Source organism: Amycolatopsis sp. cmx-11-32 (assembly GCF_047608695.1).
In the GTDB taxonomy this organism is placed as follows: Bacteria; Actinomycetota; Actinomycetes; order Mycobacteriales; family Pseudonocardiaceae; genus Amycolatopsis.
The window spans coordinates 518,195-541,418 of the sequence record NZ_JADNQN010000001.1 but is presented as its reverse complement, the minus strand read 5'-3'; the positions used below and the strand labels follow the sequence as shown (position 1 = coordinate 541,418).

Genomic DNA, 23,224 nt, shown 5'->3' with positions numbered 1-23,224 from the left:
TCGGAGAAGGTCCCCATGGATCACCACGTCATACCGGCGAGTTCGGGTTCGACCGGAGTCGGCATCGCCTTGGTCCTGCTCCGGCTCGGCCTGCTGCTGGCGACCGCTTTCCTCGCCGGCACCGGAATCCTGCGCCCGCTCGTGGGCGAACTGCCGAAACGCCTGTACCTCACCATCGTCGCGCTCGGCGGGGTTTCCGCCGCGCTGGCGGCGGTTTCCGCTTTCGCGACCGACGTCAACGTCATCGCGCTGATCGTGCACCTCGTGCTCGCGCTGGCCATTCCGATCCTCGTCAGGTGGCCGTCCGCCGGGCGCTGGGCGTCCCTCGTGCTCGCCGCGTTGGTGGTGCTCGAAACCTCGCTCGGGCGGACCGGCGTCGAATTCGCCATCGACACCGTCTACGTCGCGGCGGCGGCCTTGTGGTTCGGCGTCACCGTTCTTTCCGTCTGGGTGCCCGCCGGCCGGTGGCGCCAGACGAACTTCCGGCTCGGCCCGCTTTCCCTGACGCTGGGCGGACTTCTCGTCGTCGCTGGTGCGGTCCAGCTGTTCTCCTCGGGTCTCGGGTTGGACCGACGGATCTACGAAACGCTCTTCGGCATCACGTTGCTGGTGATCGCCGTGCTGCCGGTCGTCGCCACCGTCGTCGCCGGATTCTTGTTCTCCGGACCGGAATCCACGCGTGCTTACCAATTCGGCGCGGTGGCCGTGACCCTCGGTTTCGTCGCTTGGAGCGCCCTCGCGGCCATCCCTAAACCGCCCGCTCCACCGATTCCCGGAGTCGCTCTGCTCGCCTACGCGTCCGTCGGCGACCGACAGTTCCCGGTGCTGGTGAGCCCGCAGCGGCCCGGCAAGAACCTCGTCCATTTCCCCGCGAGCGCGGGCGACGACCTGTCCGCCGGAATCGAAGGCGGCCTGATCGGCAAGGCCATCGTGCGTCCCGGTGCCGAGGGCACCTGGGCCGAGGTCGACCTGCCGAAGGGGCGCGGCGACCTGATCATCAGCCGCGGCGGCGAGAAGACGACGATCGAGGTCGACGCGGGTGAGGAACAGGGCCCCGCGATCGAGGACGTTGACGCGCCCGAGTGTGCTTCGGCCGCGCTGGGCGGCCTGATCGCCGACCGCCGCGAAGTCCTCACCTCATGTCCTGCGGACACACTTTCCGGCGAGGACAGCGGTTCGCTCGTGAAACTCGTCGAGTTCCTCGCCGGGCGCAAGCCTTCCGCGCTCACTCTCGTCGAGGACGCCTCGCCGCGCGGTACCGCCGCCGCGAAGCTGGTCCGGGAGACCGCCGCACGCGTCGGCCTCCCGGTACAGGCCGAGGCCGGGCCGGACACCGCGCTGTTCGTGGTGTCCGGCTGGGCGGGCGGCTATACGGCGATGACCCGCGCGGCCGAGTCCCAGCGGCTCAAGCCGACCCACCAATACGGCCTGTACCTCGCGCCCTGGCTGCTGAACGGCCCGATCGTCAACTCCGTCGCGAGTTCCTCGCTGCCACTGAGGTTCGACCCGCGCGAGCAGGTCGCCGTGAGTTTCGCGGTCGCCGCGGGCAACGCCTTCGGCGGCGAAAGCCCCACCCTCGGCGGCTTCCGCACCTGGCTCGGAGACCAGTGGAGGTCGATGAACGGCGACGTTCAGATCTTCGCGGCGGCACAGGTCAACGCCATGCCGATGTACCCGGGCGAACCGCACGCGGTCGGGATGATCGCCGACCGGAACTACGCGGGGCAATGGATCCCCGACGGCACGATCGTGCCGGTCAGCTCGGTACTCCGGTGAAGGATTCCGCTCGATTCCAGCAGCGGTAAGGAAAAGGAGAAGAGATGAAGCGAATCGCGGCCCGTGTGCTGCTGCCGCTCGCCGTCGCGGGCGCGCTGTCCGGACTTGCCGGCGGGGTCGCCTCCGCCGACCCGTCGCCGGGCCTGCCGACCGGTGGCGGCGGCCCCGCGGTCTGGCTGATCCCCGGCCTCGACCTCGGCGGCCTGCTCGGCGGAGTCGTCCCCGTGCCCACCGAACTCCTCGCCCCGATCTACGGGATCATCACGCCGATTTCGTAAGAACCCTTATCAGTAAAGGAGAATCTCATGAAAAAGACCTTCGTCCGCGCGGTCACCGGTGCGGCGCTCACTGGCCTCGTCGTACTCGGCTCGGCCGCTCCGGCGCTCGCCGTACAGGCCGCCCCGAGCGATGTCGTGGTCGTCGACGAACCCGACACGAGCGACCTCGACAACATCTGGACGTTCGCGCCGCTCGGCGTCCCGGTGCTCGGCCTCCTCCAGTCCCTCAACGGCGTCCCCGGCCGGCTGCTGCCGTCCTGACTTCCGGGCGGCGCGGCTCTCGGGCCGCGCCGCCGCTTTCGTGAGAAGAACCGATGGCAGGCAGACAACTGATCGGGCACATCACCCATCGTGGGGATCGTAATGGCCGCACTCGCGACCTGTGGTGCTGCTCAACGGCGCGGCGACTTTAGCGGGCAAAGTGCGATCCGGGGCCTGGTGCGGGGCCGGCCCCGGCGTGGCGACTTTAGCGGGCAAAGTGCGATCCGGTGGCCGGGGAAAATGGGTGGCCGGGTTGGGCAGAATGGGGCCATGAGCTGGAGCTTCGAAGTCACCCCCGTCGATCACCCGGACGCCGCCCAGTTGCTGCGCGAGTACCTGGACGAAATCGCGTCGCGGTTCCACGGGCGCCCGATCGCCGAAGACGAACTCGACGCCCTGCTCGAGGAGCACCACAGCAGGTACCTGGTCCCGCCGGCCGGCGCCTTCCTTCTCGCGTGGCGCGACGGGGTGCTCGCCGGCTGTGCCGGGCTCCGGATCGTCTCGCCCGAAATCGTCGAGCTCAAACGAGTCTTCCTCCGACGTTCCGAGCGGGGCAGCGGCGGTGCGGCGCTGCTCGTGGCCGCCGCCGAGGACGTCGCCCGCGGTCTGGGGGCCACGACCATCCGCCTGGACACCCGTAGCGATCTGGTCGAGGCGAGGGCCCTGTACGCGCGCCTCGGCTACGACGAGGTCGAGCCCTTCAACGACGACCCCTTCGCCCACTGCTACTTCTCGAAGTCCCTGGTCGAAGCCCTGTCGGATCGCGTTTAGCCCGCTAAACGCGACGCGGGCGCGGAGCGTAGGTCGCCTTCGTGAGGAGGGCACCGGCGAGGGCGGGGGCCAGGCCGATCAGCAGCAGGAAGACGCCCGCGTCCTTGCCTTCGATCAGCGGATGCCACCACAGCGGTGTCACGGAGATGTCGACGACGTCACCTCGCTCCGGAAAGGTCCCGAACGACATCCACCGCAGGTCCTTGACCTCGTGCGTCTCGCCGTCGAGTTCGTAGGTGCCGTCCACCAGGTTGCCGTTGCCGCAACTGGTGCAGTTCGACGTGCCCGCCTCCGCCAGGAGGGTCGCGGTCACGGTCAGCCGCGCCTCGGGTGCGAGCCCGGTCAGCGCGGTCAGTGAGTTCACCGCGAGCGCCAGCCCCGGCAGCACCAGGGCGAGCGCGACGACCGAGCGCGCCACCAGCGACAGCGAGGACAGCGGCTGACGGCCCCCCGCTTCCCGGCGCCGGTTGAGCGGGCCGCGGAGCCCGGCGAGCGGCCCCCGCCTGCTCCCGAGCCATCCGGCGTCACTGGTGTCGGAAGCCGCCGCGACAGAACGGAAATCCGCGTCGCTCCAGTCCACCGTGGACGCCAGGACCGCCAGACGGCGGGAGTCGGCGAACATCGTCTCTTCGGTCAGCGTCCCGGCTTCGGAGACCCACAGTGAGCCGCCATGGAACGCCACTTCGCGGACCCGGAACCACGAGTCGCCGTTCAGCAGTTCACAGACGGCGGGGGAGAGCAGGGCGCGGGCGAACTCCGGATCGGACGTCACCACGGTGAACCGGCGGTCGAACTCCGTGCCCGTCTCGAACCGTCGCAGCAGCGCGTCCGGCTTCGGTGCCCCGACGGTGTTCCGCGTGATGCGGGCGTCCTCCAACGGTGTGAACCGCTCCGGCTCGAAAGCACCTGTCTTGGGTGTGATGACGACCGACGGCACGACAGGCGTCCGAAGCTGGATCAGGGCGTACGCCCCATCGGTCAGGTCAGCTGTCCTGGCTGCCCCCGGGAAATCGTCGAAACCACCGAGCCGGTACTCGACCCCGAGCAGCCGATGCCCGTTGTGGCCGAACTCGACCGCCGTCACCACGGATTCAGGAAACGTATAGGCGACAGCGATTCCCCGCGAGGGAAGCACCCCGAAGCCCGGCTCACCGGCCCCGTCGAGCCTGCCGATCCAGGTCTTCTGCCAGTAGCCCCGCCACGCCGCCAAAGTCGCGATGACCAGCGGGAACGCGAACCAGAGCCAGCCTGGAACCGCACTCCCGGACCCCGCCGAAAGCCAGTACAACGACGTCTCGGAGACGAGGATCCCGCAGAGGGCGTAGCTGACGGCCGCCGCCGTGGGCCGCCGTCCATCGAAGCGCTCGCCGAGCAGCAGCAACGCCAGGGCCAGGGTGTACCCACCGGCGACGAGCCACGGCCCGGCCAGCTGATCGTCCATCGGGCGACCCTACTGGTCCATGTCGAGGTTCTCGCGGGTCTCCTCTTCGGTGTGGTGCCCGCCGGTGCGGCCGTACTCCTGCCCGGCGATGGTGGTCCTCGAGTTGTCGATGGTCTTGTTCACGAAGTCGAAGCCCGCCTTGCCCGCGTACGCCGAACCCTTCGAGATATCGGCGGGGTTGACCCCGACCACCTGCTTGATCGCCTGGTTCGGCACACCCTTGAGGACGTCCTTCGCGGCATCGCCGAACGTGCCGAGCTGGGTCCCGGAGCCCTTGGCGAACGCGCCGACGATCGACTTCTCCTGACCGGGCGTCATCCCGATCTTGCCTGCCTTCGTCAGCTTCGAACCCTGTTTGACCAGGTCGTCGGTCCACTTGAGCAGGAAGCCCATGAACTTGTCGAGCAGCTTGCCGAGCTTGCCGAGGTGCTTGGTGATCTTGCCCATCGCGCTCGCGGCTTTGGCGATCGTCGCGGTCATCGCGGCGGCCACCGAGGAGCCGAGGCTGACGACAGACGCGGCCAGCGCGGGCAGCCAGATGTAGATCGCCCAGGTGACCAGCTCGGAGATGATCGACTTGACGACCTCTTCGATGACGGTCATCACCATCGACCACATCTGCAGTGTCTCGGCCACGGTCCCGGCGCTGTTGCCGATGCCCTTGATGCCGACCGCGAAGTCGCCGAGCGCGTTGCGGGCCGCGTCGCCGGCCTCGCCCACCCAGTCCTTCAGCGAGTCGTCACCGGTCTTGACGAAGTCGTCGGCCAGTGTGACGAAGCCCTTGGCGATGTTGCCGAAGTTTCCGGCCGCGGTCTTGAGCGCCGGGCCGTCACCGGTGACGAAGTGCAGCGCGTCCTGCAGCGGCTGGATCAGCTCGATCAGGATGTTGAGGCCGTTGCTGACCAGCCAGCCCACCGGGTCGAGCACGAAGCCCGCGAGATCCGCCCCCGCCCCCGCGATGAAGCCCGCGCCGTCCTGCACCAGCTGCCCACCGGCGGCCGCGAGGTCGCCGGGCCCCTGCGCGGTACTGAACTTGTCGTAGGCGTTGGCGACGGTCGTGACGCCCTTGCCGGCGACAGGCACCTTCTTCGCCGCGTCGAGCGCGTTCTTGCCGAAGCTGTCGTCACCCGTGATCTTGACGCCGCCTGCGACGCTCGCCTTCTCGTCGGTCATGCCGTCCCCCAGCTCACTTCGGTCCGTCGATCTTGGCTTCGTACTTCCCCAGGGTGATCGTCGCGTCGTTCTCGAAGCCGTTGTAGATCGACGCGGCCTGGTTGAGCTTCCCGGAGAAGGCGTCGACCCCGGTCTTCATCAGCTCGAGCAGCTCACGCAGGTCGGCGAGCTTGCCGGTGTAGGTCTGCTTCACCGCGAGCCCGATCAGGCCCCACGACTTGTCGGTGACGTCGGCCTGGTCGACGAGCCCGCCGAACTTGCCGGCCTCGTCCTTGTAGTAGCCGAGGTTGTTCGCGTAGTCGGTCAAGGCCTGCGTCTTGACCTCGTGTCCTCCGGGGCCGCCCATCAGCGTTCCTCCTGGTCGTCGAACAGGTTCTTGAGGAACTGGTCACCGGCCGAGTTCCCGCCCGCCGCCGACGGGCCGGGAGTCGGTTCGTCCGACCGCCGGAGCACCGTCTCCTCGCTGAAGTCGTCCTCGTTCCGAGGGCGGCGGGCGGGGCGGGCGGTGTCCGCCGGTGGCTCCTCCGACAGCTGAGACCGCAGATCGTCGGCTGTGGTTCCCAACGCTTCCGCTTGGGCTTCGAGAACCTGTTCTTCGACGTTCAGATGGAACGTCCCGCCGAACTGCTCGTCGACGATCCCGGCCTGCTTCCGCGCCGCGTCGGCCACCGCGGTGTGCAAAGTGGACAGAAGGGTGGCGGCGAGCTGTTGTGGTTGCTGCCGAAGGGCTTCCGGGGACAGGCGGATGTCCTTGACCGACCCTCCCGGGCCCGCGACGACGGTGACCGAACGATCCGGCGACGTGGCCACCGACTCCAGTTCCGCCAGTTCCGCCTGCATTTCGCCGACCTTCGCGAACTGAGTTTCGGCCTTGTGGATCTTGGACTGGAACTTTTCGAATTCCGCGACCAGCTGTTCGAACTCGGCCGACATGGAGCCTCCCCGTGCCTGTGCGTGTGACCGGTGTCATCGTGACCCATTCGCCGGTTTGACGCGATGGTGTGCTTTCCGGATCCATCCGGGTCACCCGTTAGGGGAAATAGGTACCGTGATTCGCTGAGTAAGGCGGTGTCAGTGGAGCGAGGGGAGGCGTCGTGGACGCCGAGCAGCAGAAAACCGCCGAGGAACTCCGGCCGGGGAGTCACGCGACGCCGGAGGGGGCTCCCGTGCATCCGTTGATCGACCTCGGCCGGGATCCGCGCCCCGGCCGGGCGGACCACGCCAAGCCCGACGAGGAATGAAGGCTGGGCGCGTAGCGCTGCCGTCGAGGGCGGTGACGGGGGCGTGGATGGAGAACCATGCCGAAACGCCGTTCCATCAGGGTGGCCGCGGCGTGACGCCCAGCACGATATAGTTATCGACCCCCCGATTTGGTCGGTCAGGAAGTGGCCGGGTATCTTTGGAGACCGTGCCCGGCAGGCGTCGGGCCGTCCCGTGTGCCGTGCGGCGTGAACGGGGTGCTCAGGCATCCGGTTCGAAGGCTTCGCCCACAGGGGATCCGACGGAAAATCCCTACGGGAAGTTACCGGTCGCAAGACCGTGACGCGGGCCGACACGCCCGACCGCGGGGGCCGGAGACAGACACGTAGTAGCAAGATCGCGAACAGAAAGCTGGTCCATTGCCCACGATCCAGCAGCTGGTCCGTAAGGGCCGCCAGGACAAGGCTGCCAAGCAGAAGACCGCGGCCCTCAAGGGGAGCCCGCAGCGGCGTGGTGTGTGCACTCGCGTGTACACCACAACCCCCAAGAAGCCGAACTCGGCGCTTCGCAAGGTCGCTCGTGTGAAGTTGACCAGCGGCATCGAGGTCACCGCCTACATTCCCGGTGAAGGCCACAACCTGCAGGAGCACTCGATGGTGCTCGTGCGTGGTGGTCGTGTGAAGGACCTTCCGGGTGTCCGTTACAAGATCATCCGCGGTTCGCTCGACACCCAGGGTGTCAAGAACCGTAAGCAGGCGCGCAGCCGGTACGGCGCGAAGAAGGAGAAGAGCTAATGCCCCGCAAGGGTCCGGCCCCCAAGCGGCCGCTGATCTCTGACCCCGTCTACGCATCCCCGCTGGTCACCCAGCTGGTGAACAAGGTGCTGAAGGACGGCAAGCGGTCCCTGGCCGAGCGCATCGTCTATGGCGCTCTCGAAGGCGCTCGCGAGAAGACCGGCACCGATCCGGTCGTCACGCTGAAGCGCGCCCTCGACAACGTGAAGCCCACCATCGAGGTGAAGAGCCGTCGTGTCGGTGGTGCCACCTACCAGGTGCCGATCGAGGTCAAGCCGGGTCGCTCCACCACTCTCGCGCTTCGCTGGCTGGTCTCCTTCTCCGCGGCCCGCCGCGAGAAGACCATGATCGAGCGCCTGCAGAACGAGCTCCTCGACGCGAGCAACGGCCTCGGCGCCAGCGTGAAGCGGCGTGAGGACACGCACAAGATGGCCGAGTCCAACAAGGCCTTCGCGCACTACCGCTGGTGATGACCGCCCGGCTGCCGATCAAAGCCTTGCCGGGCCCCAATTTTGAGACAGGGGAACACTCTCGTGGCACGTGAAGTGCTGACCGACCTGAACCAGGTCCGCAACATCGGCATCATGGCCCACATCGACGCCGGTAAGACCACCACCACCGAGCGGATCCTGTTCTACACCGGGGTCAACTACAAGATCGGTGAAGTCCACGATGGCGCCGCCACCATGGACTGGATGGAGGAGGAGCAGAAGCGGGGTATCACCATCACCTCGGCTGCCACCACCACCTTCTGGGCCGATCACCAGATCAACATCATCGACACCCCGGGTCACGTCGACTTCACCGTCGAGGTGGAGCGATCGCTGCGCGTGCTCGATGGTGCCGTCGCCGTCTTCGACGGCAAGGAAGGTGTCGAGCCGCAGTCCGAGCAGGTCTGGCGTCAGGCGGACAAGTACGAGGTTCCTCGTATCTGCTTCGTCAACAAGATGGACAAGCTCGGCGCGGACTTCTACTTCACCGTCCGCACCATCGAGGAGCGCCTCGGCGCCCGCCCGCTGGTCATCCAGCTGCCGATCGGCGCCGAGAACGAGTTCGAAGGCGTCATCGACCTGGTCCGCATGAAGGCGTTGACCTGGCGCGGAGAGGTCCAGAAGGGCGAGGACTACGCCGTCGAGGAGATCCCGGCCGAGCTCGCCGACAAGGCGGCCGAGTACCGGGAGAAGCTGGTCGAGGCCATCGCCGAGACCGACGACTCCCTGATGGAGAAGTTCCTCGAGGGTGAGGAGCCGACGGAAGCCGAGCTCAAGGCCGGTATCCGCAAGCTCACCGTGAACCGCGAGGCGTACCCGGTGCTCACCGGTTCCGCCTTCAAGAACAAGGGCGTGCAGCCCATGCTCGACGCGGTCATCGACTACCTGCCGTCGCCGCTGGACGTTCCGGCCGTCGAGGGAACGCTGCCCGACGGTGAGACCGTCGTGTCGCGCAAGCCGTCGACCGAGGAGCCGTTCTCCGCTCTGGCGTTCAAGATCGCCGCGCACCCGTTCTTCGGCAAGCTGACCTACATCCGGGTGTACTCGGGCAAGGTCTCCTCCGGCGCGCAGCTGATCAACGCCACCAAGGAGCGCAAGGAGCGCATCGGGAAGCTCTTCCAGATGCACTCCAACAAGGAGAACCCGGTCGAGGAGGCCCAGGCGGGCCACATCTACGCGGTCATCGGCCTGAAGGACACCACCACCGGTGACACCCTCGCCGACCCGCAGAACCCGGTCGTCCTCGAGTCGATGACGTTCCCGGCGCCGGTCATCCGCGTCGCGATCGAGCCCAAGACCAAGGCCGACCAGGAGAAGCTGTCCCTGGCGATCCAGAAGCTGGCCGAAGAGGACCCGACGTTCCAGGTCAACCTGGACGAGGACACCGGCCAGACGATCATCGCGGGTATGGGCGAGCTGCACCTCGAGGTGCTGGTGAACCGCATGAAGTCCGACTACAAGGTCGAGGCGAACATCGGCAAGCCGCAGGTCGCCTACCGTGAGACGGTGCGCAAGACGGTCGAGAAGCTCGACTACGTGCACAAGAAGCAGACCGGTGGTTCCGGTCAGTTCGCGAAGGTCATCGTCAAGCTCGAGCCGCTTGAGTCCACCGATGGTGCTCTTTACGAGTTCTCCAACAAGGTCACCGGTGGCCGCGTTCCGCGGGAGTACATCCCGTCGGTCGACGCGGGCGCACAGGACGCCATGCAGTACGGCGTGCTGGCGGGCTACCCTCTCGTCGGGTTGAAGTTCACCTTGCTGGACGGTGCGTACCACGAGGTCGACTCGTCGGAAATGGCCTTCAAGATCGCCGGCTCCATCGCGATGAAGGAAGCCGCGAGGAAGGCCAGCCCGGTCATCCTCGAGCCGCTGATGGCCGTCGAGGTCACCACGCCCGAGGACTACATGGGCGATGTGATCGGCGACCTCAACTCCCGCCGTGGCCAGATCCAGGCCATGGAGGAGCGCGCCGGTACCCGTGTCGTCAAGGCACTGGTGCCGCTGTCGGAGATGTTCGGCTACGTCGGTGACCTGCGGTCGCGTACCCAGGGGCGTGCCAACTACTCGATGGTGTTCGACTCCTACGCAGAGGTTCCCGCGAACGTCGCGAAGGAAATCATCGCGAAGGCGACAGGGGAGTAGTTCCCTCTCGCTCGCGGGCATAAGGAAAACTCCTGAACGTCCGCACCACCCACCGAGAAACGAATCTCCGTCTGACGACAGCCACGTCGGCCGGTGAGTAAGCAAAACAGTCCAGGAGGACATTCCAGTGGCGAAGGCGAAATTCGAGCGGACCAAGCCGCACGTCAACATCGGGACCATCGGTCACGTCGACCACGGTAAGACCACTCTGACCGCGGCGATCACCAAGGTTCTGCACGACAAGTACCCCGAGCTGAACACGGCGTCGGCGTTCGACCAGATCGACAACGCGCCGGAAGAGAAGCAGCGCGGCATCACGATCAACATCTCGCACGTCGAGTATCAGACCGAGAAGCGTCACTACGCCCACGTGGACGCCCCCGGTCACGCGGACTACATCAAGAACATGATCACCGGTGCGGCGCAGATGGACGGCGCGATCCTCGTGGTCGCGGCGACCGACGGCCCGATGCCGCAGACCCGTGAGCACGTGCTGCTCGCGAAGCAGGTCGGCGTGCCCTACATCGTGGTCGCGCTGAACAAGGCCGACATGGTCGACGACGAAGAGATCCTGGAGCTCGTCGAGCTCGAGGTCCGCGAGCTGCTGTCCTCCCAGGACTTCCCTGGTGACGACGCTCCGGTCGTCAAGGTCTCCGGCCTGAAGGCCCTCGAGGGCGACGCCAAGTGGGGCGAGAGCGTTCTCGAGCTCATGGCGGCCGTCGACGAGAGCGTGCCGGACCCGGTGCGCGAGCTCGACAAGCCGTTCCTGATGCCGATCGAAGACGTCTTCACGATCACCGGCCGTGGCACGGTCGTGACCGGCCGTATCGAGCGTGGCCGCGTCAACGTGAACGAAGAGGTCGAGATCGTCGGCATCAAGGAGAAGTCGACCAAGACCACCGTCACCGGTGTCGAGATGTTCCGCAAGCTGCTCGACCAGGGCGAGGCCGGCGACAACGTCGGTCTGCTGGTCCGTGGCATCAAGCGCGAGGACGTCGAGCGCGGCCAGGTCGTCGTGAAGCCGGGCACCACCACCCCGCACACGGAGTTCGAGGGCTCGGTCTACATCCTGTCGAAGGACGAGGGTGGCCGTCACACCCCGTTCTTCAACAACTACCGCCCGCAGTTCTACTTCCGTACGACGGACGTGACCGGCGTGGTGACCCTCAAGGAGGGCACCGAAATGGTCATGCCGGGCGACAACACGGACATCAGCGTTGTGCTGATCCAGCCGGTCGCCATGGACGAGGGTCTGCGTTTCGCCATCCGTGAGGGTGGACGGACCGTCGGCGCCGGCCAGGTCACCAAGATCAACAAGTGATTCAACGCCACCCGGGGGTCTGATACACCCCCGGGTTCCAGGCGTCAAATCACGTGTGCGACACTATTCAGGTTGCTCGTCCTGGGGCGGCCGAACTCGCGGTTCTTCGGAAACCGGGTTCCGGCCGCCCTGGTATGAGCGGCCACGGTCCGTGGAGCTCTTCCTTCGGGTGAGGCCAGCGGGCGCGGCGGTTGAGACGGCACAGCCGGATCGCTGCCTCCTCAGATGAGGAAGACCAGCAAGACGACGATCCCGCGGGATCCGTCTGTGCGTCGGGCGCGACACGCCCGACCGCGTGGACCGGGGACAGGGCCGTTGAACTGCGAGAACCCCGGCCCAGCCGAAGGTTTGAAGAGACAAAGCGGCACGAGACGACAAGGAACGCAGCCACCATGGCGGGACAGAAGATCCGCATCCGGCTCAAGGCCTACGACCACGAGGCGATCGACACCTCGGCGCGCAAGATCGTCGAGACGGTCACGCGCACCGGCGCCCGTGTTGTCGGGCCGGTGCCGCTGCCCACCGAGAAGAACGTTTACTGCGTCATCCGCTCGCCGCACAAGTACAAGGACTCGCGCGAGCACTTCGAGATGCGCACGCACAAGCGTCTGATCGACATCCTCGACCCGACGCCGAAGACGGTCGACGCGCTCATGCGCATCGACCTGCCGGCAAGCGTCGACGTCAACATCCAGTAGCGGCTGGCGAGCGGCGGAGAGTAAGAGACTCATGTCTGACAGGCAAATGAAGGGCATCCTGGGCACCAAGCTCGGCATGACCCAGGTCTTCGACGAGAACAACCGGGTCGTCCCGGTGACCGTCGTCCAGGCCGGTCCGAACGTGGTCACCCAGGTTCGGACCCAGGAAACCGACGGCTACAAGGCCGTGCAGCTGGCTTTCGGCGCGGTCGACCCGCGCCGGGTGAACAAGCCGCGCACCGGCCACTTCGACAAGGCGAGCGTGACCCCGCGTCGTTTCCTTGCGGAGCTGCGTACCACCGACGCCGAGACCTACGAGATCGGCCAGGAGATCACCGCCGAGGTGTTCGAGGCCGGTATCGAGGTCGACGTGACCGGTACCAGCAAGGGCAAGGGTTACGCCGGCGTCATGAAGCGTCACGGCTTCAAGGGCCAGGGCGCGAGCCACGGTGCCCAGGCCGTGCACCGCAAGCCCGGCTCGATCGGTGGCTGCGCCACCCCGGGCCGCGTCTTCAAGGGCCTGCGCATGGCGGGCCGGATGGGCAACGACCGGGTCACCACGCAGAACCTGACCGTGCACGCGGTGCGTGCCGAGGACGGCCTGCTGCTGATCAAGGGCGCCGTGCCCGGTCCCAAGGGCGGCCTGCTGTTCGTTCGCAGCGCCGCGAAGGGTGGTAACTGATCATGACCAGCGTCGAGCTGAAGACCCCGGCCGGTAAAGCCGACGGCACGGTCGAGCTCCCCTCGGAGATCTTCGACGTGCAGGCCAACGTGCCCCTCATGCACCAGGTCGTGGTGGGCCAGCTGGCCGCCGCGCGCCAGGGCACGCATGACACCAAGACCCGCGGTGAAGTCCGCGGTGGTGGCAAGAAGCCTTACCGCCAGAAGGGCACCGGCCGCGCCCGCCAGGGTTCGACCCGTGCGCCGCAGTTCACCGGTGGTGGCGTCGTCCACGGCCCCACGCCGCGTGACTACACCCAGCGGACCCCGAAGAAGATGAAGGCCGCCGCCCTGCGTGGCGCCCTCTCGGACCGGGCCCGCGCCGGGCAGCTGCACGTCGTCACCGAACTGGTGACCGGCGAGAAGCCGTCCACGAAAGCCGCCAAGGCCGCCATCGCCGCCGTGACCCAGGCCAAGCGCGTTCTCGTGGTGCTCCACCGCGACGACGAGCTGAGCTGGAACTCCGTGCGGAACCTGGCCGAGGTCCACATCATCACGCCCGACCAGCTCAACACCTACGACGTGTTGGTCAACGACGACGTGGTGTTCACCAAGGCCGCTTACGACGTGTTCGTCGCCGGTCCCGTCAGGGGCAAGGGCGCGAAGGCCAGCGCGCGGTCGAGCGAGATCGAAGGGAGTGACGAGCAGTGAGTGCGATCGCCATCCCCGATCCCCGCGACATCTTGCTCGCGCCGGTGATCTCCGAGAAGTCCTACGGGCTGCTCGAGGATCACAAGTACACGTTCATCGTCCGCCCGGACGCCAACAAGACCCAGATCAAGATCGCGGTCGAGAAGGTGTTCGGCGTCAAGGTGGTCAGTGTCAACACGGCCAACCGCCAGGGCAAGCGTAAGCGGACTCGCGCCGGCTTCGGCAAGCGCAAGGACACCAAGCGCGCCATCGTGACTCTTTCGGCTGAGAGCAAGCCGATCGAGATCTTCGGCGGACCCACCGCGTAAAGGACTGAGCTGACACATGGGCATCCGCAAGTACAAGCCGACGACCCCGGGTCGTCGCGGTTCCAGCGTCTCCGACTTCGCCGAGATCACTCGGTCCACCCCGGAGAAGTCGCTGCTGCGTCCGCTGAGCAAGACCGGCGGCCGTAACTCCAGCGGCAAGATCACCACCCGCCACAAGGGCGGTGGCCACAAGCGTGCGTACCGGCTGATCGACTTCCGCCGGAACGACAAGGACGGCGTTCCCGCCAAGGTCGCGCACATCGAGTACGACCCCAACCGGTCCGCTCGTATCGCGCTTCTGCACTACGCCGACGGCGAGAAGCGCTACATCATCGCTCCGGAAAAGCTCAAGCAGGGTGACACGGTTGAGAACGGCCCCCGCGCCGACATCAAGCCGGGTAACAACCTGCCGCTGCGCAACATCCCGGTCGGCACCGTGATCCACGCGATCGAGCTCCGCCCCGGTGGCGGCGCGAAGATGGCGCGGTCCGCCGGTGCCAAGGTGCAGCTGGTGGCGAAGGACGGGCCTTACGCCCAGCTTCGTCTCCCGTCGGGCGAGATCCGGAACGTCGACGTGCGCAACCGCGCCACCATCGGCGAGGTCGGCAACTCCGATCACTCCAACATCAACTGGGGCAAGGCGGGTCGTAACCGCTGGCGCGGCAAGCGCCCCACCGTCCGTGGTGTCGTCATGAACCCGGTCGACCACCCGCACGGTGGTGGTGAGGGTAAGACCTCCGGTGGTCGTCACCCGGTGAACCCGAACGGCAAGCCCGAGGGTCGCACCCGTCGCCGCAAGGCTTCGGACGCGATGATCGTCCGTCGTCGCCGTACCGGCAAGAACAAGCGCTGAGCAGGGAGGTAGAAGCACATGCCACGTAGCCTTAAAAAGGGCCCCTTCGTGGACGACCACCTGCTCAAGAAGGTGGACGTTCTCAACGAGTCGGGCAAGAAGACCGTCATCAAGACTTGGTCGCGACGCTCCACGATCATCCCGGATTTCCTGGGACACACGATCGCGGTGCACGACGGTCGCAAGCACGTCCCGGTGTTCGTCACCGAGGCGATGGTGGGTCACAAGTTGGGCGAATTCGCCCCGACTCGGACCTTCAAGGGCCACATCAAGGACGACCGCAAGTCGCGCCGCCGCTGAGCGGGCACGAGAGAACAAGGAAGCTAGCGATGAACGCCCAGAACGACGTGGCCGAGGCATTGCCGACGGCTTACGCGCGGGCTCGCTTCGTCCGGGACTCGCCTACCAAGGTGCGCCGGGTGATCGAGCTCATCAAGGGACGTAGCGCCGCCGACGCCTTGGCCGTGCTCCGGTTCGCCCCGCAGGCGGCCAGCGAGCCGGTCGCGAAGGTGCTCGCCAGCGCCGTGGCCAACGCCGAGAACAACCTCGATCTCGACCCTGACACCCTTTGGGTCAAGAACGCCTACGCCGACGAGGGTCCGACCCTCAAGCGCATCCGTCCGCGGGCCCAGGGCCGCGCGTACCGGATCCGTAAGCGGAGCAGCCACATCACCGTAGAGGTGGAGTCGCGTCCGAAGGCCGAGGCCAAGAAGGCACAGGGCAAGAAGAAGGCAGGTGGCCGGTAGTGGGCCAGAAGATCAACCCGCACGGCTTCCGCCTGGGTATCACCACGGACTGGAAGTCGCGTTGGTACGCCGACAAGCAGTACGCGGAGTACGTGGCCGAGGACGTCAAGATCCGGAAGCTGCTGTCCACGGGCATGGAGCGCGCCGGCATCTCCAAGGTCGAGATCGAGCGCACCCGTGACCGGGTCCGCGTCGACATCCACACCGCCCGGCCGGGCATCGTCATCGGCCGTCGTGGTGCGGAGGCCGACCGGATCCGCGGCGCGCTGGAGAAGCTGACCGCCAAGCAGGTCCAGCTGAACATCCTCGAGGTCAAGAACCCCGAGGCCGACGCCCAGCTCGTCGCTCAGGGTGTCGCGGAGCAGCTGAGCAACCGGGTGGCGTTCCGCCGCGCGATGCGCAAGGCGATCCAGACCTCCATGCGTTCGCCGCAGGTCAAGGGCATCCGCGTGCAGTGCGGCGGTCGTCTCGGCGGTGCCGAGATGTCCCGCTCCGAGCACTACCGCGATGGCCGCGTCCCGCTGCACACGCTGCGCGCCGACATCGACTACGGCTTCTTCGAGGCCAAGACGACGTTCGGTCGCATCGGTGTGAAGGTGTGGATCTACAAGGGCGAGCTCGTGGGCGGCCTCAAGGCCCGTGAGGCGCGCGACGCCGCCGCGGCCGCCGAGCGTGCCCCGCGCCGTGACCGTGGAGACCGTCCCGCCCGCCCGCGCCGTTCCGGTGCGTCGGGCACGACGCCGACCTCGACCGAAGCCGGACGGGCCGCCGCTCGAGAGGCAGATGGCAGCGCCGCTGCCGCCGCCAAGGGCGACGCCGCCCCCGCGGCCACCGAGGCCCCGGCTGCTGAGACTGCAGAAAAGACGGAGGGCTGACACGTGCTCATCCCGCGCAGGGTCAAGCACCGGAAGCAGCACTCCCCGAAGCGCCACGGTGCCGCCAAGGGCGGTACGAATGTGAGCTTCGGCGAGTACGGCATCCAGGCGCTTGAGCACAGCTACGTGACCAACCGGCAGATCGAGTCCGCTCGTATCGCCATGACGCGTCACATCAAGCGTGGTGGCAAGGTGTGGACGACCATCTACCCTGACCGCCCGCTGACCAAGAAGCCGGCGGAAACCCGTATGGGTTCCGGTAAGGGTTCGCCCGAGTGGTGGGTCGCCAACGTGAAGCCGGGTCGCGTGATGTTCGAGATCAGCTTCCCGAACGAGGAGACCGCCCGCGAGGCGCTCCGTCGCGCGATCCACAAGCTGCCCATGAAATGCCGCATCGTGACCCGTGAAGGTGGTGAGTTCTGATGGCGAAGGCAGGTGCCGCTCTGGCATCGGAGCTTCGTGAGCTCACCGCGGAAGAGCTCGTTCTGCGTCTGAAGGAATACAAGGAGGAGCTTTTCAACCTCCGCTTCCAGATGGCGACCGGACAGCTCGACAACAACCGCCGTCTGCGTACCGTCCGCACGGACATCGCGCGGATCTACACGGTCATGCGCGAGCGTGAACTCGGCCTGTCCGTTTCCCCTGACGCCGAGAGTGAAGGTGCCGCATGAGCGAGCAGCCCACCGAGGCGGCCGGCCGCAACGACCGCAAGGTCCGTGAGGGCTATGTCGTCTCGGACAAGATGAACAAGACGATCGTGGTCGAGCTCGAGGACCGCAAGAAGCACCGGCGCTACGCCAAGGTTCTCCGCAGCACCAAGAAGGTCAAGGTGCACGACGAGAACAACGAGGCGGGCACGGGCGACAAGGTCACCTTGATGGAGACCCGCCCGCTGTCGGCGACCAAGCGCTGGCGCCTGGTGCAGATCGTGGAGAAGGCCAAGTAAGTAGGGCTCTTTTTGAGTCCCTTAGTTCCGCAAGGCTCGCGCTTCGGCGCGAGAACCAGCGCGACATACAGGAGTTGACGTGATCCAGCAGGAGTCGCGGCTACGGGTTGCCGACAACACGGGCGCGAAGGAAATCCTTTGCATCCGCGTTCTCGGCGGTTCGGGGCGGCGCTACGCGGGTATCGGCGACATCATCGTCGCCACCGTGAAGGACGCCATGCCGGCCGCCGGCGTGAAGAAGGGTGACGTCGTCAAGGCTGTCATCGTTCGCACGCGCAAGGAGCGCCGTCGTCCGGACGGTTCTTACATCCGCTTCGACGAGAACGCTGCTGTGCTCATCAAGAACGACAATGAGCCCCGCGGCACCCGCATCTTCGGCCCGGTGGGCCGCGAGCTGCGCGACCGAAAGTTCATGAAGATCATTTCGCTCGCGCCGGAGGTGTTGTAGAGCATGAAGGTGAAGAAGGGCGACACGGTCGTCGTCGTCGCCGGCAAGGACAAGGGCGCCAAGGGCAAGGTCATTCAGGCCTACCCCGAGCGCGAGCGCGTGCTGGTCGAGGGCGTGAACCGGATCAAGAAGCACACGCGGATCTCCCAGACCCAGCGCGGCGCGCAGTCCGGCGGCATCGTCACGCAGGAGGCGCCCATCCACGTCTCGAACGTGATGGTCGTCGACTCCGACGGCAAGCCGACCCGGGTGGGCTACCGCATCGGCGAGGACGGCAAGAAGGTCCGGGTCTCGCGCCGGAACGGTAAGGACATCTGATCATGACCACCGCAGAGAAGATCGCCCCGCGCCTCAAGGTGCGGTACCGCGAGGAGATCAAGGGACAGCTCCAGGAGGAGTTCTCCTTCGAGAACGTCCACCAGATCCCGGGCGTCGTCAAGGTCGTCGTGAACATGGGTGTCGGTGACGCCGCCCGTGACAGCAAGCTGATCGAAGGCGCCATCCGCGACCTGGCCGCGATCACCGGGCAGAAGCCCGAGGTTCGCAAGGCTCGCAAGTCCATCGCGCAGTTCAAGCTGCGTGAGGGCCAGCCGATCGGTGCGCGCGTCACGCTGCGCAACGACCGGATGTGGGAGTTCCTCGACCGGCTGCTGACCATCGCGCTGCCGCGTATCCGTGACTTCCGCGGGCTTTCGCCGAAGCAGTTCGACGGTAACGGCAACTACACGTTCGGTCTCAACGAGCAGTCGATGTTCCACGAGATCGATCCGGACGCCATCGACCGCCCGCGCGGTATGGACGTCACTGTCGTCACCACCGCCAACACCGACGACGAGGGCCGCGCGCTGCTTCGCAAGCTCGGCTTCCCGTTCAAGGAGAACTGAGTCGATGGCCAAGAAAGCACTGGTCCACAAGGCCGCGAAGACGCCGAAGTTCAAGGTTCGCGGTTACACGCGCTGCCAGCGGTGCGGTCGCCCGCACTCGGTGTTCCGCAAGTTCGGGCTCTGCCGGATCTGCCTTCGCGAGATGGCACACGCGGGCGAGCTGCCCGGTGTCCGCAAGTCCAGCTGGTAAGAGTCTTTTTTAACTCCCACTTCGCCACAGGCCCCGCGCTCCGCAGGGAACCAGGGCGAGAAAGGTTGACAGGTCACCATGACGATGACCGACCCCATCGCAGACTTCTTGACCCGTCTGCGTAACGCGAACTCGGCTTACCACGACGAGGTCGTGCTTCCCCACTCGAAGATCAAGGCGAACATCGCCGAGATCCTCAAGCGCGAGGGCTACATCGCGAGCTACCGCGACGAGCCGGGCGAGAAGCACAAGAACCTCGTCGTGGAGCTGAAGTACGGCCCCAACCGTGAGCGCAGCATCGCCGGCCTCCGCCGCGTGTCCAAGCCCGGGCTGCGGGTCTACGCAAAATCGACCGAACTGCCGAACGTTCTCGGTGGCCTCGGCGTCGCGATCATCTCGACGTCCTCCGGCCTCCAGACCGACCGTCAGGCCAAGCGCAACAGCGTGGGCGGCGAAGTCCTCGCCTACGTCTGGTAAGGAAGGGGGCACAGACATGTCACGCATCGGAAAGCTGCCGGTCGCCGTCCCCTCCGGGGTCGACGTGACCATCGAAGGTCAGCAGATCAGGGTCAAGGGACCCAAGGGCACCCTTGAGCACATCATCGCCGAGCCGATCACCGTGGAGCGCGCCGAGGACGGCACGCTGCAGGTGAAGCGTCCCGACGAGGAACGCAACAGCCGTGCCCTGCACGGTCTCACCCGGACGCTGGTCAACAACCTTGTCGTCGGCGTGACCGCGGGCTATGAGAAGAAGCTTGAGATCCACGGTGTCGGTTACCGGGTGCAGGCCAAGGGTTCGGACCTCGAGTTCGCCCTCGGCTACAGCCACCCGGTGAAGATCGAGGCCCCGGAAGGCATCACCTTCAAGGTCGAGACCCCCACCCGGTTCTCGGTTTCGGGCATCGACAAGCAGAAGGTCGGCCAGATCGCCGCGGTCATCCGCAAGCTGCGCCGCCCGGACCCGTACAAGGGCAAAGGCCTGCGCTACGAGGGTGAGAAAATCCGCCGCAAGGTCGGAAAGACGGGTAAGTGATCATGAGCGACACGACTACGAAGCGCAAGCCGGTCGGCAAGGACATCTCGACCCGCCGCCGCGTCGCGAAGGCCCGTCGGCACTTCCGGCTCCGCAAGAAGATCAACGGCACGGACCTGCGTCCGCGTCTGGTCGTCAAGCGGTCCTCGCGGCATATCGCCGTGCAGCTGATCGACGACCTCGCCGGCAAGACCCTGGCGTCGGCGTCCACCCTCGAGGCGGACGTCCGTGCGCTGGACGGCGACAAGAAGGCCAAGGCCGCCAAGGTCGGGGAGCTTCTCGCCGCTCGCGCCAAGAACGCCGGTGTCTCGGCTGTGGTGTTCGACCGTGGCGGTAACGCCTACCACGGCCGCATCGCCGCACTGGCCGACGCCGCCCGTGAAGCGGGGTTGGAATTCTGATGCAGATGCTCGTGAATGGAAGGAAAGCCTGATGCCGGGACGTACACGGCAATTCGGCGGCGGCCAGGGCGGACCCGGCGGGCAGGGCGGCAACGACCGCAATGAACGTCGTGGTGGCGGCCGGGATCGTCGCGACAGCGGTCGTGGCGGGGCCGGCCAGGACAAGACCCCGCACCTCGAGAAGGTCGTGACGATCAACCGCGTCGCCAAGGTCGTCAAGGGTGGTCGTCGCTTCAGCTTCACCGCCCTGGTGGTCGTCGGTGACGGTGACGGTCAGGTCGGCGTCGGCTACGGCAAGGCCAAGGAAGTTCCCGCGGCCATCGCCAAGGGCGTCGAGGAGGCGAAGAAGAACTTCTTCCGCGTTCCCCGCGTCGGTGGCACCATTCCCCACCCCATCCAGGGTGAGGAAGCCGCCGGTGTCGTGCTGCTCCGTCCGGCGTCCGCCGGTACCGGTGTCATCGCCGGTGGTCCGGTGCGCGCGGTGCTGGAGTGCGCGGGTGTCCACGACGTGCTGTCGAAGTCGCTTGGCTCCGACAACGCGATCAACATCGTGCACGCGACCGTGGCGGCCCTGAAGGGTCTGCAGCGTCCCGAAGAGGTCGCGGCCCGCCGCGGTCTCCCGCTCGAGGACGTCGCCCCCGCTCGGATGCTGCGTCAGCGTGCGGGTCAGGGGGTCTGACATGACTCAGCTCAAGGTGACCCAGGTCAAGAGCAAGATCGGCACGAAGCACAATCACCGTGAATCGCTGCGCACCCTCGGGCTGCGCAAGATCCGGCAGAGTGTCGTGCGTGAAGACACCCCCCAGGTTCGCGGCCTCATCCACACGGTCCGCCACCTGGTGGAGGTCGAGGAGGTCAAGGCATGACTGCCATCAAGATCCACCACCTTCGTCCGGCTCCGGGCGCGAAGCGCGAGAAGATGCGCGTCGGCCGTGGTGAGGGCTCGAAGGGCAAGACCGCCGGTCGCGGTACCAAGGGCACCAAGGCCCGGAAGAACGTGCCCGCCGGTTTCGAGGGTGGGCAGATGCCCATCCACATGCGGCTGCCGAAGCTGCGCGGCTTCAAGAACCGTTTCCGTACCGAGTACCAGCCGGTGAACCTGGGCGACATCGCCCGCGTCTTCCCGGACGGTGGCAAGGTCGGCAACGAGGAGCTCGTCGCGAAGGGCCTTGTTCGCAAGAACAAGCTCGTGAAGGTACTCGGCAACGGTGACCTGAACGGCGTCAAGCTGGACGTCACCGCCGACGCTTTCTCCGGCTCCGCCAAGGAGAAGCTCTCCGCCGCCGGTGGCTCCGCCACCACGCTCTGAGCTTTCTTCGCTCGCTTCACCGAAAGGCCCGCCCGGCTCCGCCCGGCGGGCCTTTCGCTTGCGCTCCTCCCGGCGGCTTCGACTTTCGCGGGCTAAGTGCGATCCGGTCCCTTCTCCCCGGCGCTCCCGCCGACTTGCGTTTAGCCCCCTAATCGCGATCTGGGGCCAAAGGCACAGAGAGCGACTTTCGCCCCCTAATCGCGCTCCGCCGGTCGCCCAGGTGCCCGCCGCTCAGATCGCGATCAGGGGGCTAAACGCACCAGGCGGCGAGCGTGGCGGGCGGGGGTCTGAGCTGGAAGGCTCGCGAGGTGAAACACCTTCCGGGCAGGATCCGCAGCCCTTTCAGCAGCAGCCGGTCGCGCCGCCGACGGTCATCTCGGTGTCAGGTCCCATGGACCCCGCAGGCGTGCCGGTCCGGTCTGACCAGCCCGAGCCTCGCGGGCAGGTCGCAGCGGGCCTGGCGGCTCTGGCAGTGGTACTGACCCTCGTCGGCTGCTTCTTCCCGTTCTTCACCACGGAGCATCGACTCGACTTCGATCGCAGCGACAAGCTCGTGATCGTGGTCGTTCAAGGCGCGTGGGAAACAATGATCAACCAGCCCGGGGGACGCAGCCTTACGATGTCGACGTCGCCTGTCGGTATTCCTCTCCTGATCGCCGCGACGATCCTGTTGGCGGCCACGATCGTCAGCGCCCGTGCCGCCCTCTTACGACGGCCGGGAACCTTGGATCGATGGTTCGTCACCATCGGGGCGGTATTCCTCCCAGGAGTCGTCTCACCGTCACCATGCTGGGATCCGGACAACAGCTGGGAGAACCCACCGAATCGGCGATGACGCTCAGTGCGGGCTTATGGGCTCTGTTCGCGGCCGTGGTCGCCGCGGTGGGCGCGGCGGTCATGACTCACCGTGTCGAGGAGGTCGAAATGCCGGTGAGCGATGAGCCGGGGCTCGCGGACCTGCCCACTCCAAGGACGGCATTTACATCGCGGTGCTGCCGCCGGAACCTCAGCCGATGTCCCCTCCGGACTATTCAGCCTTCGTCCCTCCGCCGGATCCCGGCCCGAAAGCGCGCGATTAGCCCGCTAAAGGCGCTCGCGTCGGTCGACACCGTGGGGGTGGAGGTGGCCGATGACTGGGCGGTGGTCTTTTCGGTGCGGCGGTGCTCGTGGCTTTTACGCCAGGGGCGAACAATCAGCTCAGCCTGCACCACGGCATGACACAGGGTGGATGGAAAGGGCTGGTGGGCCTGTTAGGCCGATTGGGTGCATTCACAGTGTTGATCGCTACCGTCGCCGCAGGACTTGGGCAACTCCTCGCCGCCTCCGAAGTTGCACTCACAGTGATCAAATCGGTAGGTGTCCCCTATCTGGTCTGGATCGGCGGACGGCTGCCGTGGCCGACGTTCCGCGGTGAGCGGACCGCTGGTCCCGGGGCCGCAGGACACTGAATCCGTACCGGCCCCGCAGGTCGCGAGGAAGGAATTCGTCGTCGCGATCACGAACCCGAAGGCGAT

Annotated in this window: 36 protein-coding genes; 32 read left to right on the top strand and 4 right to left on the bottom strand. The window is 66.6% G+C overall.

Going from position 1 to position 23,224, the window contains the following annotated elements; genetic code table 11:
• Nucleotides 1-15: 15 nt before the first annotated feature.
• The 4 genes from ACM6LR_RS02685 to ACM6LR_RS02670 all read left to right on the top strand — a co-directional run bounded on the left by ACM6LR_RS02685 (nt 16) and on the right by ACM6LR_RS02670 (nt 3,086).
• Nucleotides 16-1,776 carry a hypothetical protein gene (locus ACM6LR_RS02685; RefSeq protein WP_414943075.1) on the top strand — a complete coding sequence of 587 codons (1,761 nt, stop codon included), beginning with the start codon at nt 16-18 and terminating at the stop codon, nt 1,774-1,776.
• A 44-nt stretch (nt 1,777-1,820) separates the two neighbouring features.
• Nucleotides 1,821-2,054, top strand: coding sequence for a hypothetical protein (locus tag ACM6LR_RS02680; RefSeq protein WP_414935947.1), 234 nt, complete (start codon nt 1,821-1,823; stop codon nt 2,052-2,054).
• 27 nt (nt 2,055-2,081) lie between these two features.
• Nucleotides 2,082-2,315, top strand: a complete 234-nt coding sequence (locus ACM6LR_RS02675; protein WP_414935946.1) for a hypothetical protein — start codon at nt 2,082-2,084, stop codon at nt 2,313-2,315.
• A gap of 270 nt (nt 2,316-2,585) precedes the next feature.
• On the top strand, nt 2,586-3,086 hold the full coding sequence (locus tag ACM6LR_RS02670; protein ID WP_414935945.1) for a GNAT family N-acetyltransferase: 501 nt from the start codon (nt 2,586-2,588) through the stop codon (nt 3,084-3,086).
• 4 nt (nt 3,087-3,090) lie between these two features.
• On the opposite strand, the gene ACM6LR_RS02665 is transcribed toward ACM6LR_RS02670, so the two are convergent.
• The 4 genes from ACM6LR_RS02665 to ACM6LR_RS02650 are packed head-to-tail and all read right to left on the bottom strand — an operon-like array spanning nt 3,091 to nt 6,633.
• On the bottom strand, nt 3,091-4,527 hold the full coding sequence (locus tag ACM6LR_RS02665; protein WP_414943074.1) for a hypothetical protein: 1,437 nt from the start codon (nt 4,525-4,527) through the stop codon (nt 3,091-3,093).
• Nucleotides 4,528-4,536: 9 nt separating this feature from the next.
• On the bottom strand, nt 4,537-5,700 hold the full coding sequence (locus ACM6LR_RS02660) for a hypothetical protein (RefSeq protein WP_414935943.1): 1,164 nt from the start codon (nt 5,698-5,700) through the stop codon (nt 4,537-4,539).
• Between the two features lie 13 nt (nt 5,701-5,713).
• On the bottom strand, nt 5,714-6,046 hold the full coding sequence (locus ACM6LR_RS02655) for a hypothetical protein (RefSeq protein ID WP_414935942.1): 333 nt from the start codon (nt 6,044-6,046) through the stop codon (nt 5,714-5,716).
• The gene (locus tag ACM6LR_RS02650; protein WP_414935941.1) at nt 6,046-6,633 is read right to left on the bottom strand and encodes a YbaB/EbfC family nucleoid-associated protein; all 588 of its coding nucleotides are present in this window, start codon (nt 6,631-6,633) and stop codon (nt 6,046-6,048) included. Before ACM6LR_RS02650 ends, ACM6LR_RS02655 begins: the two co-directional genes overlap by 1 nt.
• Before the next feature lie 161 nt (nt 6,634-6,794).
• Between ACM6LR_RS02650 and ACM6LR_RS02645 the strand changes: the two genes are divergently transcribed.
• The 28 genes from ACM6LR_RS02645 to ACM6LR_RS02510 all read left to right on the top strand — a co-directional run bounded on the left by ACM6LR_RS02645 (nt 6,795) and on the right by ACM6LR_RS02510 (nt 23,158).
• Nucleotides 6,795-6,941 (top strand): hypothetical protein, encoded by a 147-nt coding sequence (locus ACM6LR_RS02645; protein ID WP_414943073.1) that lies wholly within the window; start codon nt 6,795-6,797, stop codon nt 6,939-6,941.
• A 378-nt stretch (nt 6,942-7,319) separates the two neighbouring features.
• Nucleotides 7,320-7,694, top strand: coding sequence for a 30S ribosomal protein S12 (rpsL, locus tag ACM6LR_RS02640; RefSeq protein WP_003102113.1), 375 nt, complete (start codon nt 7,320-7,322; stop codon nt 7,692-7,694).
• On the top strand, nt 7,694-8,164 hold the full coding sequence (gene rpsG, locus ACM6LR_RS02635; protein WP_005166770.1) for a 30S ribosomal protein S7: 471 nt from the start codon (nt 7,694-7,696) through the stop codon (nt 8,162-8,164). The genes rpsL and rpsG overlap by 1 nt, the downstream gene beginning before the upstream one ends.
• Nucleotides 8,165-8,227: 63 nt before the next feature.
• The gene (gene fusA, locus ACM6LR_RS02630) at nt 8,228-10,327 is read left to right on the top strand and encodes an elongation factor G (protein WP_414935939.1); all 2,100 of its coding nucleotides are present in this window, start codon (nt 8,228-8,230) and stop codon (nt 10,325-10,327) included.
• 127 nt (nt 10,328-10,454) lie between these two features.
• Nucleotides 10,455-11,648, top strand: coding sequence for an elongation factor Tu (gene tuf / locus ACM6LR_RS02625; RefSeq protein WP_414935938.1), 1,194 nt, complete (start codon nt 10,455-10,457; stop codon nt 11,646-11,648).
• A gap of 392 nt (nt 11,649-12,040) precedes the next feature.
• Complete coding sequence (gene rpsJ, locus ACM6LR_RS02620; RefSeq protein WP_003102098.1) at nt 12,041-12,346, top strand: 30S ribosomal protein S10; 306 nt, start codon at nt 12,041-12,043, stop codon at nt 12,344-12,346.
• A gap of 31 nt (nt 12,347-12,377) precedes the next feature.
• A complete protein-coding gene (gene rplC / locus ACM6LR_RS02615; RefSeq protein WP_414935937.1) occupies nt 12,378-13,028 on the top strand; it encodes a 50S ribosomal protein L3 in 651 nt (216 codons plus the stop codon).
• 2 nt (nt 13,029-13,030) lie between these two features.
• Nucleotides 13,031-13,717: a 50S ribosomal protein L4 gene (rplD, locus tag ACM6LR_RS02610; RefSeq protein WP_414943072.1), complete on the top strand. Its 687-nt coding sequence runs from the start codon at nt 13,031-13,033 to the stop codon at nt 13,715-13,717.
• Nucleotides 13,714-14,025 (top strand): 50S ribosomal protein L23, encoded by a 312-nt coding sequence (gene rplW / locus ACM6LR_RS02605; protein WP_005166778.1) that lies wholly within the window; start codon nt 13,714-13,716, stop codon nt 14,023-14,025. Before rplD ends, rplW begins: the two co-directional genes overlap by 4 nt.
• A 16-nt stretch (nt 14,026-14,041) precedes the next feature.
• Nucleotides 14,042-14,878: a 50S ribosomal protein L2 gene (gene rplB, locus ACM6LR_RS02600; protein ID WP_414935935.1), complete on the top strand. Its 837-nt coding sequence runs from the start codon at nt 14,042-14,044 to the stop codon at nt 14,876-14,878.
• An 18-nt stretch (nt 14,879-14,896) separates the two neighbouring features.
• Entirely contained in the window at nt 14,897-15,178 is a 282-nt protein-coding gene (rpsS, locus tag ACM6LR_RS02595; RefSeq protein WP_026468892.1) for a 30S ribosomal protein S19, read from the top strand.
• A 29-nt stretch (nt 15,179-15,207) separates the two neighbouring features.
• On the top strand, nt 15,208-15,624 hold the full coding sequence (gene rplV, locus ACM6LR_RS02590; RefSeq protein WP_414935934.1) for a 50S ribosomal protein L22: 417 nt from the start codon (nt 15,208-15,210) through the stop codon (nt 15,622-15,624).
• Nucleotides 15,624-16,499, top strand: coding sequence for a 30S ribosomal protein S3 (gene rpsC, locus ACM6LR_RS02585; protein WP_414935933.1), 876 nt, complete (start codon nt 15,624-15,626; stop codon nt 16,497-16,499). The genes rplV and rpsC overlap by 1 nt, the downstream gene beginning before the upstream one ends.
• A gap of 3 nt (nt 16,500-16,502) precedes the next feature.
• Complete coding sequence (gene rplP / locus ACM6LR_RS02580; RefSeq protein WP_414935932.1) at nt 16,503-16,922, top strand: 50S ribosomal protein L16; 420 nt, start codon at nt 16,503-16,505, stop codon at nt 16,920-16,922.
• Complete coding sequence (rpmC, locus tag ACM6LR_RS02575; protein ID WP_005166783.1) at nt 16,922-17,170, top strand: 50S ribosomal protein L29; 249 nt, start codon at nt 16,922-16,924, stop codon at nt 17,168-17,170. Before rplP ends, rpmC begins: the two co-directional genes overlap by 1 nt.
• Nucleotides 17,167-17,445 (top strand): 30S ribosomal protein S17, encoded by a 279-nt coding sequence (gene rpsQ / locus ACM6LR_RS02570; protein ID WP_101612170.1) that lies wholly within the window; start codon nt 17,167-17,169, stop codon nt 17,443-17,445. The genes rpmC and rpsQ overlap by 4 nt, the downstream gene beginning before the upstream one ends.
• Before the next feature lie 79 nt (nt 17,446-17,524).
• Nucleotides 17,525-17,893, top strand: coding sequence for a 50S ribosomal protein L14 (gene rplN / locus ACM6LR_RS02565; protein ID WP_005166785.1), 369 nt, complete (start codon nt 17,525-17,527; stop codon nt 17,891-17,893).
• A gap of 3 nt (nt 17,894-17,896) precedes the next feature.
• Nucleotides 17,897-18,211 (top strand): 50S ribosomal protein L24, encoded by a 315-nt coding sequence (rplX, locus tag ACM6LR_RS02560; protein ID WP_076163007.1) that lies wholly within the window; start codon nt 17,897-17,899, stop codon nt 18,209-18,211.
• 2 nt (nt 18,212-18,213) lie between these two features.
• The gene (gene rplE, locus ACM6LR_RS02555; RefSeq protein WP_016331092.1) at nt 18,214-18,777 is read left to right on the top strand and encodes a 50S ribosomal protein L5; all 564 of its coding nucleotides are present in this window, start codon (nt 18,214-18,216) and stop codon (nt 18,775-18,777) included.
• Nucleotides 18,778-18,781: 4 nt separating this feature from the next.
• Entirely contained in the window at nt 18,782-18,967 is a 186-nt protein-coding gene (locus tag ACM6LR_RS02550) for a type Z 30S ribosomal protein S14 (protein ID WP_005166789.1), read from the top strand.
• Between the two features lie 78 nt (nt 18,968-19,045).
• A complete protein-coding gene (rpsH, locus tag ACM6LR_RS02545; RefSeq protein ID WP_414935930.1) occupies nt 19,046-19,444 on the top strand; it encodes a 30S ribosomal protein S8 in 399 nt (132 codons plus the stop codon).
• A 16-nt stretch (nt 19,445-19,460) separates the two neighbouring features.
• The gene (gene rplF, locus ACM6LR_RS02540) at nt 19,461-20,000 is read left to right on the top strand and encodes a 50S ribosomal protein L6 (RefSeq protein ID WP_414935929.1); all 540 of its coding nucleotides are present in this window, start codon (nt 19,461-19,463) and stop codon (nt 19,998-20,000) included.
• A 2-nt stretch (nt 20,001-20,002) separates the two neighbouring features.
• The gene (rplR, locus tag ACM6LR_RS02535) at nt 20,003-20,401 is read left to right on the top strand and encodes a 50S ribosomal protein L18 (RefSeq protein ID WP_414935928.1); all 399 of its coding nucleotides are present in this window, start codon (nt 20,003-20,005) and stop codon (nt 20,399-20,401) included.
• 31 nt (nt 20,402-20,432) lie between these two features.
• Nucleotides 20,433-21,080, top strand: a complete 648-nt coding sequence (gene rpsE, locus ACM6LR_RS02530) for a 30S ribosomal protein S5 (protein ID WP_076163010.1) — start codon at nt 20,433-20,435, stop codon at nt 21,078-21,080.
• A 1-nt stretch (nt 21,081) separates the two neighbouring features.
• The gene (gene rpmD / locus ACM6LR_RS02525; RefSeq protein ID WP_076163011.1) at nt 21,082-21,267 is read left to right on the top strand and encodes a 50S ribosomal protein L30; all 186 of its coding nucleotides are present in this window, start codon (nt 21,082-21,084) and stop codon (nt 21,265-21,267) included.
• On the top strand, nt 21,264-21,710 hold the full coding sequence (gene rplO / locus ACM6LR_RS02520) for a 50S ribosomal protein L15 (protein WP_409489789.1): 447 nt from the start codon (nt 21,264-21,266) through the stop codon (nt 21,708-21,710). Before rpmD ends, rplO begins: the two co-directional genes overlap by 4 nt.
• Before the next feature lie 391 nt (nt 21,711-22,101).
• Nucleotides 22,102-22,545: a hypothetical protein gene (locus ACM6LR_RS02515; protein ID WP_414943071.1), complete on the top strand. Its 444-nt coding sequence runs from the start codon at nt 22,102-22,104 to the stop codon at nt 22,543-22,545.
• 379 nt (nt 22,546-22,924) lie between these two features.
• Entirely contained in the window at nt 22,925-23,158 is a 234-nt protein-coding gene (locus ACM6LR_RS02510) for a hypothetical protein (protein WP_414943231.1), read from the top strand.
• Nucleotides 23,159-23,224: the final 66 nt, after the last annotated feature.

Bases quoted from the DNA above. Each gene is read 5' to 3' on its own strand.
- rplF (WP_414935929.1), top strand. From the start codon at position 19,461: ATGTCACGCATCGGAAAGCTGCCGGTCGCCGTCCCCTCCGGGGTCGAC.
- ACM6LR_RS02685 (WP_414943075.1), top strand. From the start codon at position 16: ATGGATCACCACGTCATACCGGCGAGTTCGGGTTCGACCGGAGTCGGC.
- ACM6LR_RS02675 (WP_414935946.1), top strand. From the start codon at position 2,082: ATGAAAAAGACCTTCGTCCGCGCGGTCACCGGTGCGGCGCTCACTGGC.
- rpsQ (WP_101612170.1), top strand. From the start codon at position 17,167: ATGAGCGAGCAGCCCACCGAGGCGGCCGGCCGCAACGACCGCAAGGTC.
- rpmC (WP_005166783.1), top strand. From the start codon at position 16,922: ATGGCGAAGGCAGGTGCCGCTCTGGCATCGGAGCTTCGTGAGCTCACC.
- rplD (WP_414943072.1), top strand. From the start codon at position 13,031: ATGACCAGCGTCGAGCTGAAGACCCCGGCCGGTAAAGCCGACGGCACG.
- rplR (WP_414935928.1), top strand. From the start codon at position 20,003: ATGAGCGACACGACTACGAAGCGCAAGCCGGTCGGCAAGGACATCTCG.
- rpsE (WP_076163010.1), top strand. From the start codon at position 20,433: ATGCCGGGACGTACACGGCAATTCGGCGGCGGCCAGGGCGGACCCGGC.
- rpsS (WP_026468892.1), top strand. From the start codon at position 14,897: ATGCCACGTAGCCTTAAAAAGGGCCCCTTCGTGGACGACCACCTGCTC.
- rpsJ (WP_003102098.1), top strand. From the start codon at position 12,041: ATGGCGGGACAGAAGATCCGCATCCGGCTCAAGGCCTACGACCACGAG.
- ACM6LR_RS02665 (WP_414943074.1), bottom strand. From the start codon at position 4,527: ATGGACGATCAGCTGGCCGGGCCGTGGCTCGTCGCCGGTGGGTACACC.
- rplE (WP_016331092.1), top strand. From the start codon at position 18,214: ATGACCACCGCAGAGAAGATCGCCCCGCGCCTCAAGGTGCGGTACCGC.
- rplC (WP_414935937.1), top strand. From the start codon at position 12,378: ATGTCTGACAGGCAAATGAAGGGCATCCTGGGCACCAAGCTCGGCATG.
- ACM6LR_RS02515 (WP_414943071.1), top strand. From the start codon at position 22,102: ATGGACCCCGCAGGCGTGCCGGTCCGGTCTGACCAGCCCGAGCCTCGC.
- rpsH (WP_414935930.1), top strand. From the start codon at position 19,046: ATGACGATGACCGACCCCATCGCAGACTTCTTGACCCGTCTGCGTAAC.
- rpmD (WP_076163011.1), top strand. From the start codon at position 21,082: ATGACTCAGCTCAAGGTGACCCAGGTCAAGAGCAAGATCGGCACGAAG.
- ACM6LR_RS02550 (WP_005166789.1), top strand. From the start codon at position 18,782: ATGGCCAAGAAAGCACTGGTCCACAAGGCCGCGAAGACGCCGAAGTTC.
- ACM6LR_RS02670 (WP_414935945.1), top strand. From the start codon at position 2,586: ATGAGCTGGAGCTTCGAAGTCACCCCCGTCGATCACCCGGACGCCGCC.
- rplV (WP_414935934.1), top strand. From the start codon at position 15,208: ATGAACGCCCAGAACGACGTGGCCGAGGCATTGCCGACGGCTTACGCG.
- ACM6LR_RS02660 (WP_414935943.1), bottom strand. From the start codon at position 5,700: ATGACCGACGAGAAGGCGAGCGTCGCAGGCGGCGTCAAGATCACGGGT.
- ACM6LR_RS02650 (WP_414935941.1), bottom strand. From the start codon at position 6,633: ATGTCGGCCGAGTTCGAACAGCTGGTCGCGGAATTCGAAAAGTTCCAG.
- ACM6LR_RS02510 (WP_414943231.1), top strand. From the start codon at position 22,925: ATGACACAGGGTGGATGGAAAGGGCTGGTGGGCCTGTTAGGCCGATTG.
- ACM6LR_RS02680 (WP_414935947.1), top strand. From the start codon at position 1,821: ATGAAGCGAATCGCGGCCCGTGTGCTGCTGCCGCTCGCCGTCGCGGGC.
- rpsG (WP_005166770.1), top strand. From the start codon at position 7,694: ATGCCCCGCAAGGGTCCGGCCCCCAAGCGGCCGCTGATCTCTGACCCC.
- rplO (WP_409489789.1), top strand. From the start codon at position 21,264: ATGACTGCCATCAAGATCCACCACCTTCGTCCGGCTCCGGGCGCGAAG.
- ACM6LR_RS02655 (WP_414935942.1), bottom strand. From the start codon at position 6,046: ATGGGCGGCCCCGGAGGACACGAGGTCAAGACGCAGGCCTTGACCGAC.
- rplB (WP_414935935.1), top strand. From the start codon at position 14,042: ATGGGCATCCGCAAGTACAAGCCGACGACCCCGGGTCGTCGCGGTTCC.
- rplX (WP_076163007.1), top strand. From the start codon at position 17,897: ATGAAGGTGAAGAAGGGCGACACGGTCGTCGTCGTCGCCGGCAAGGAC.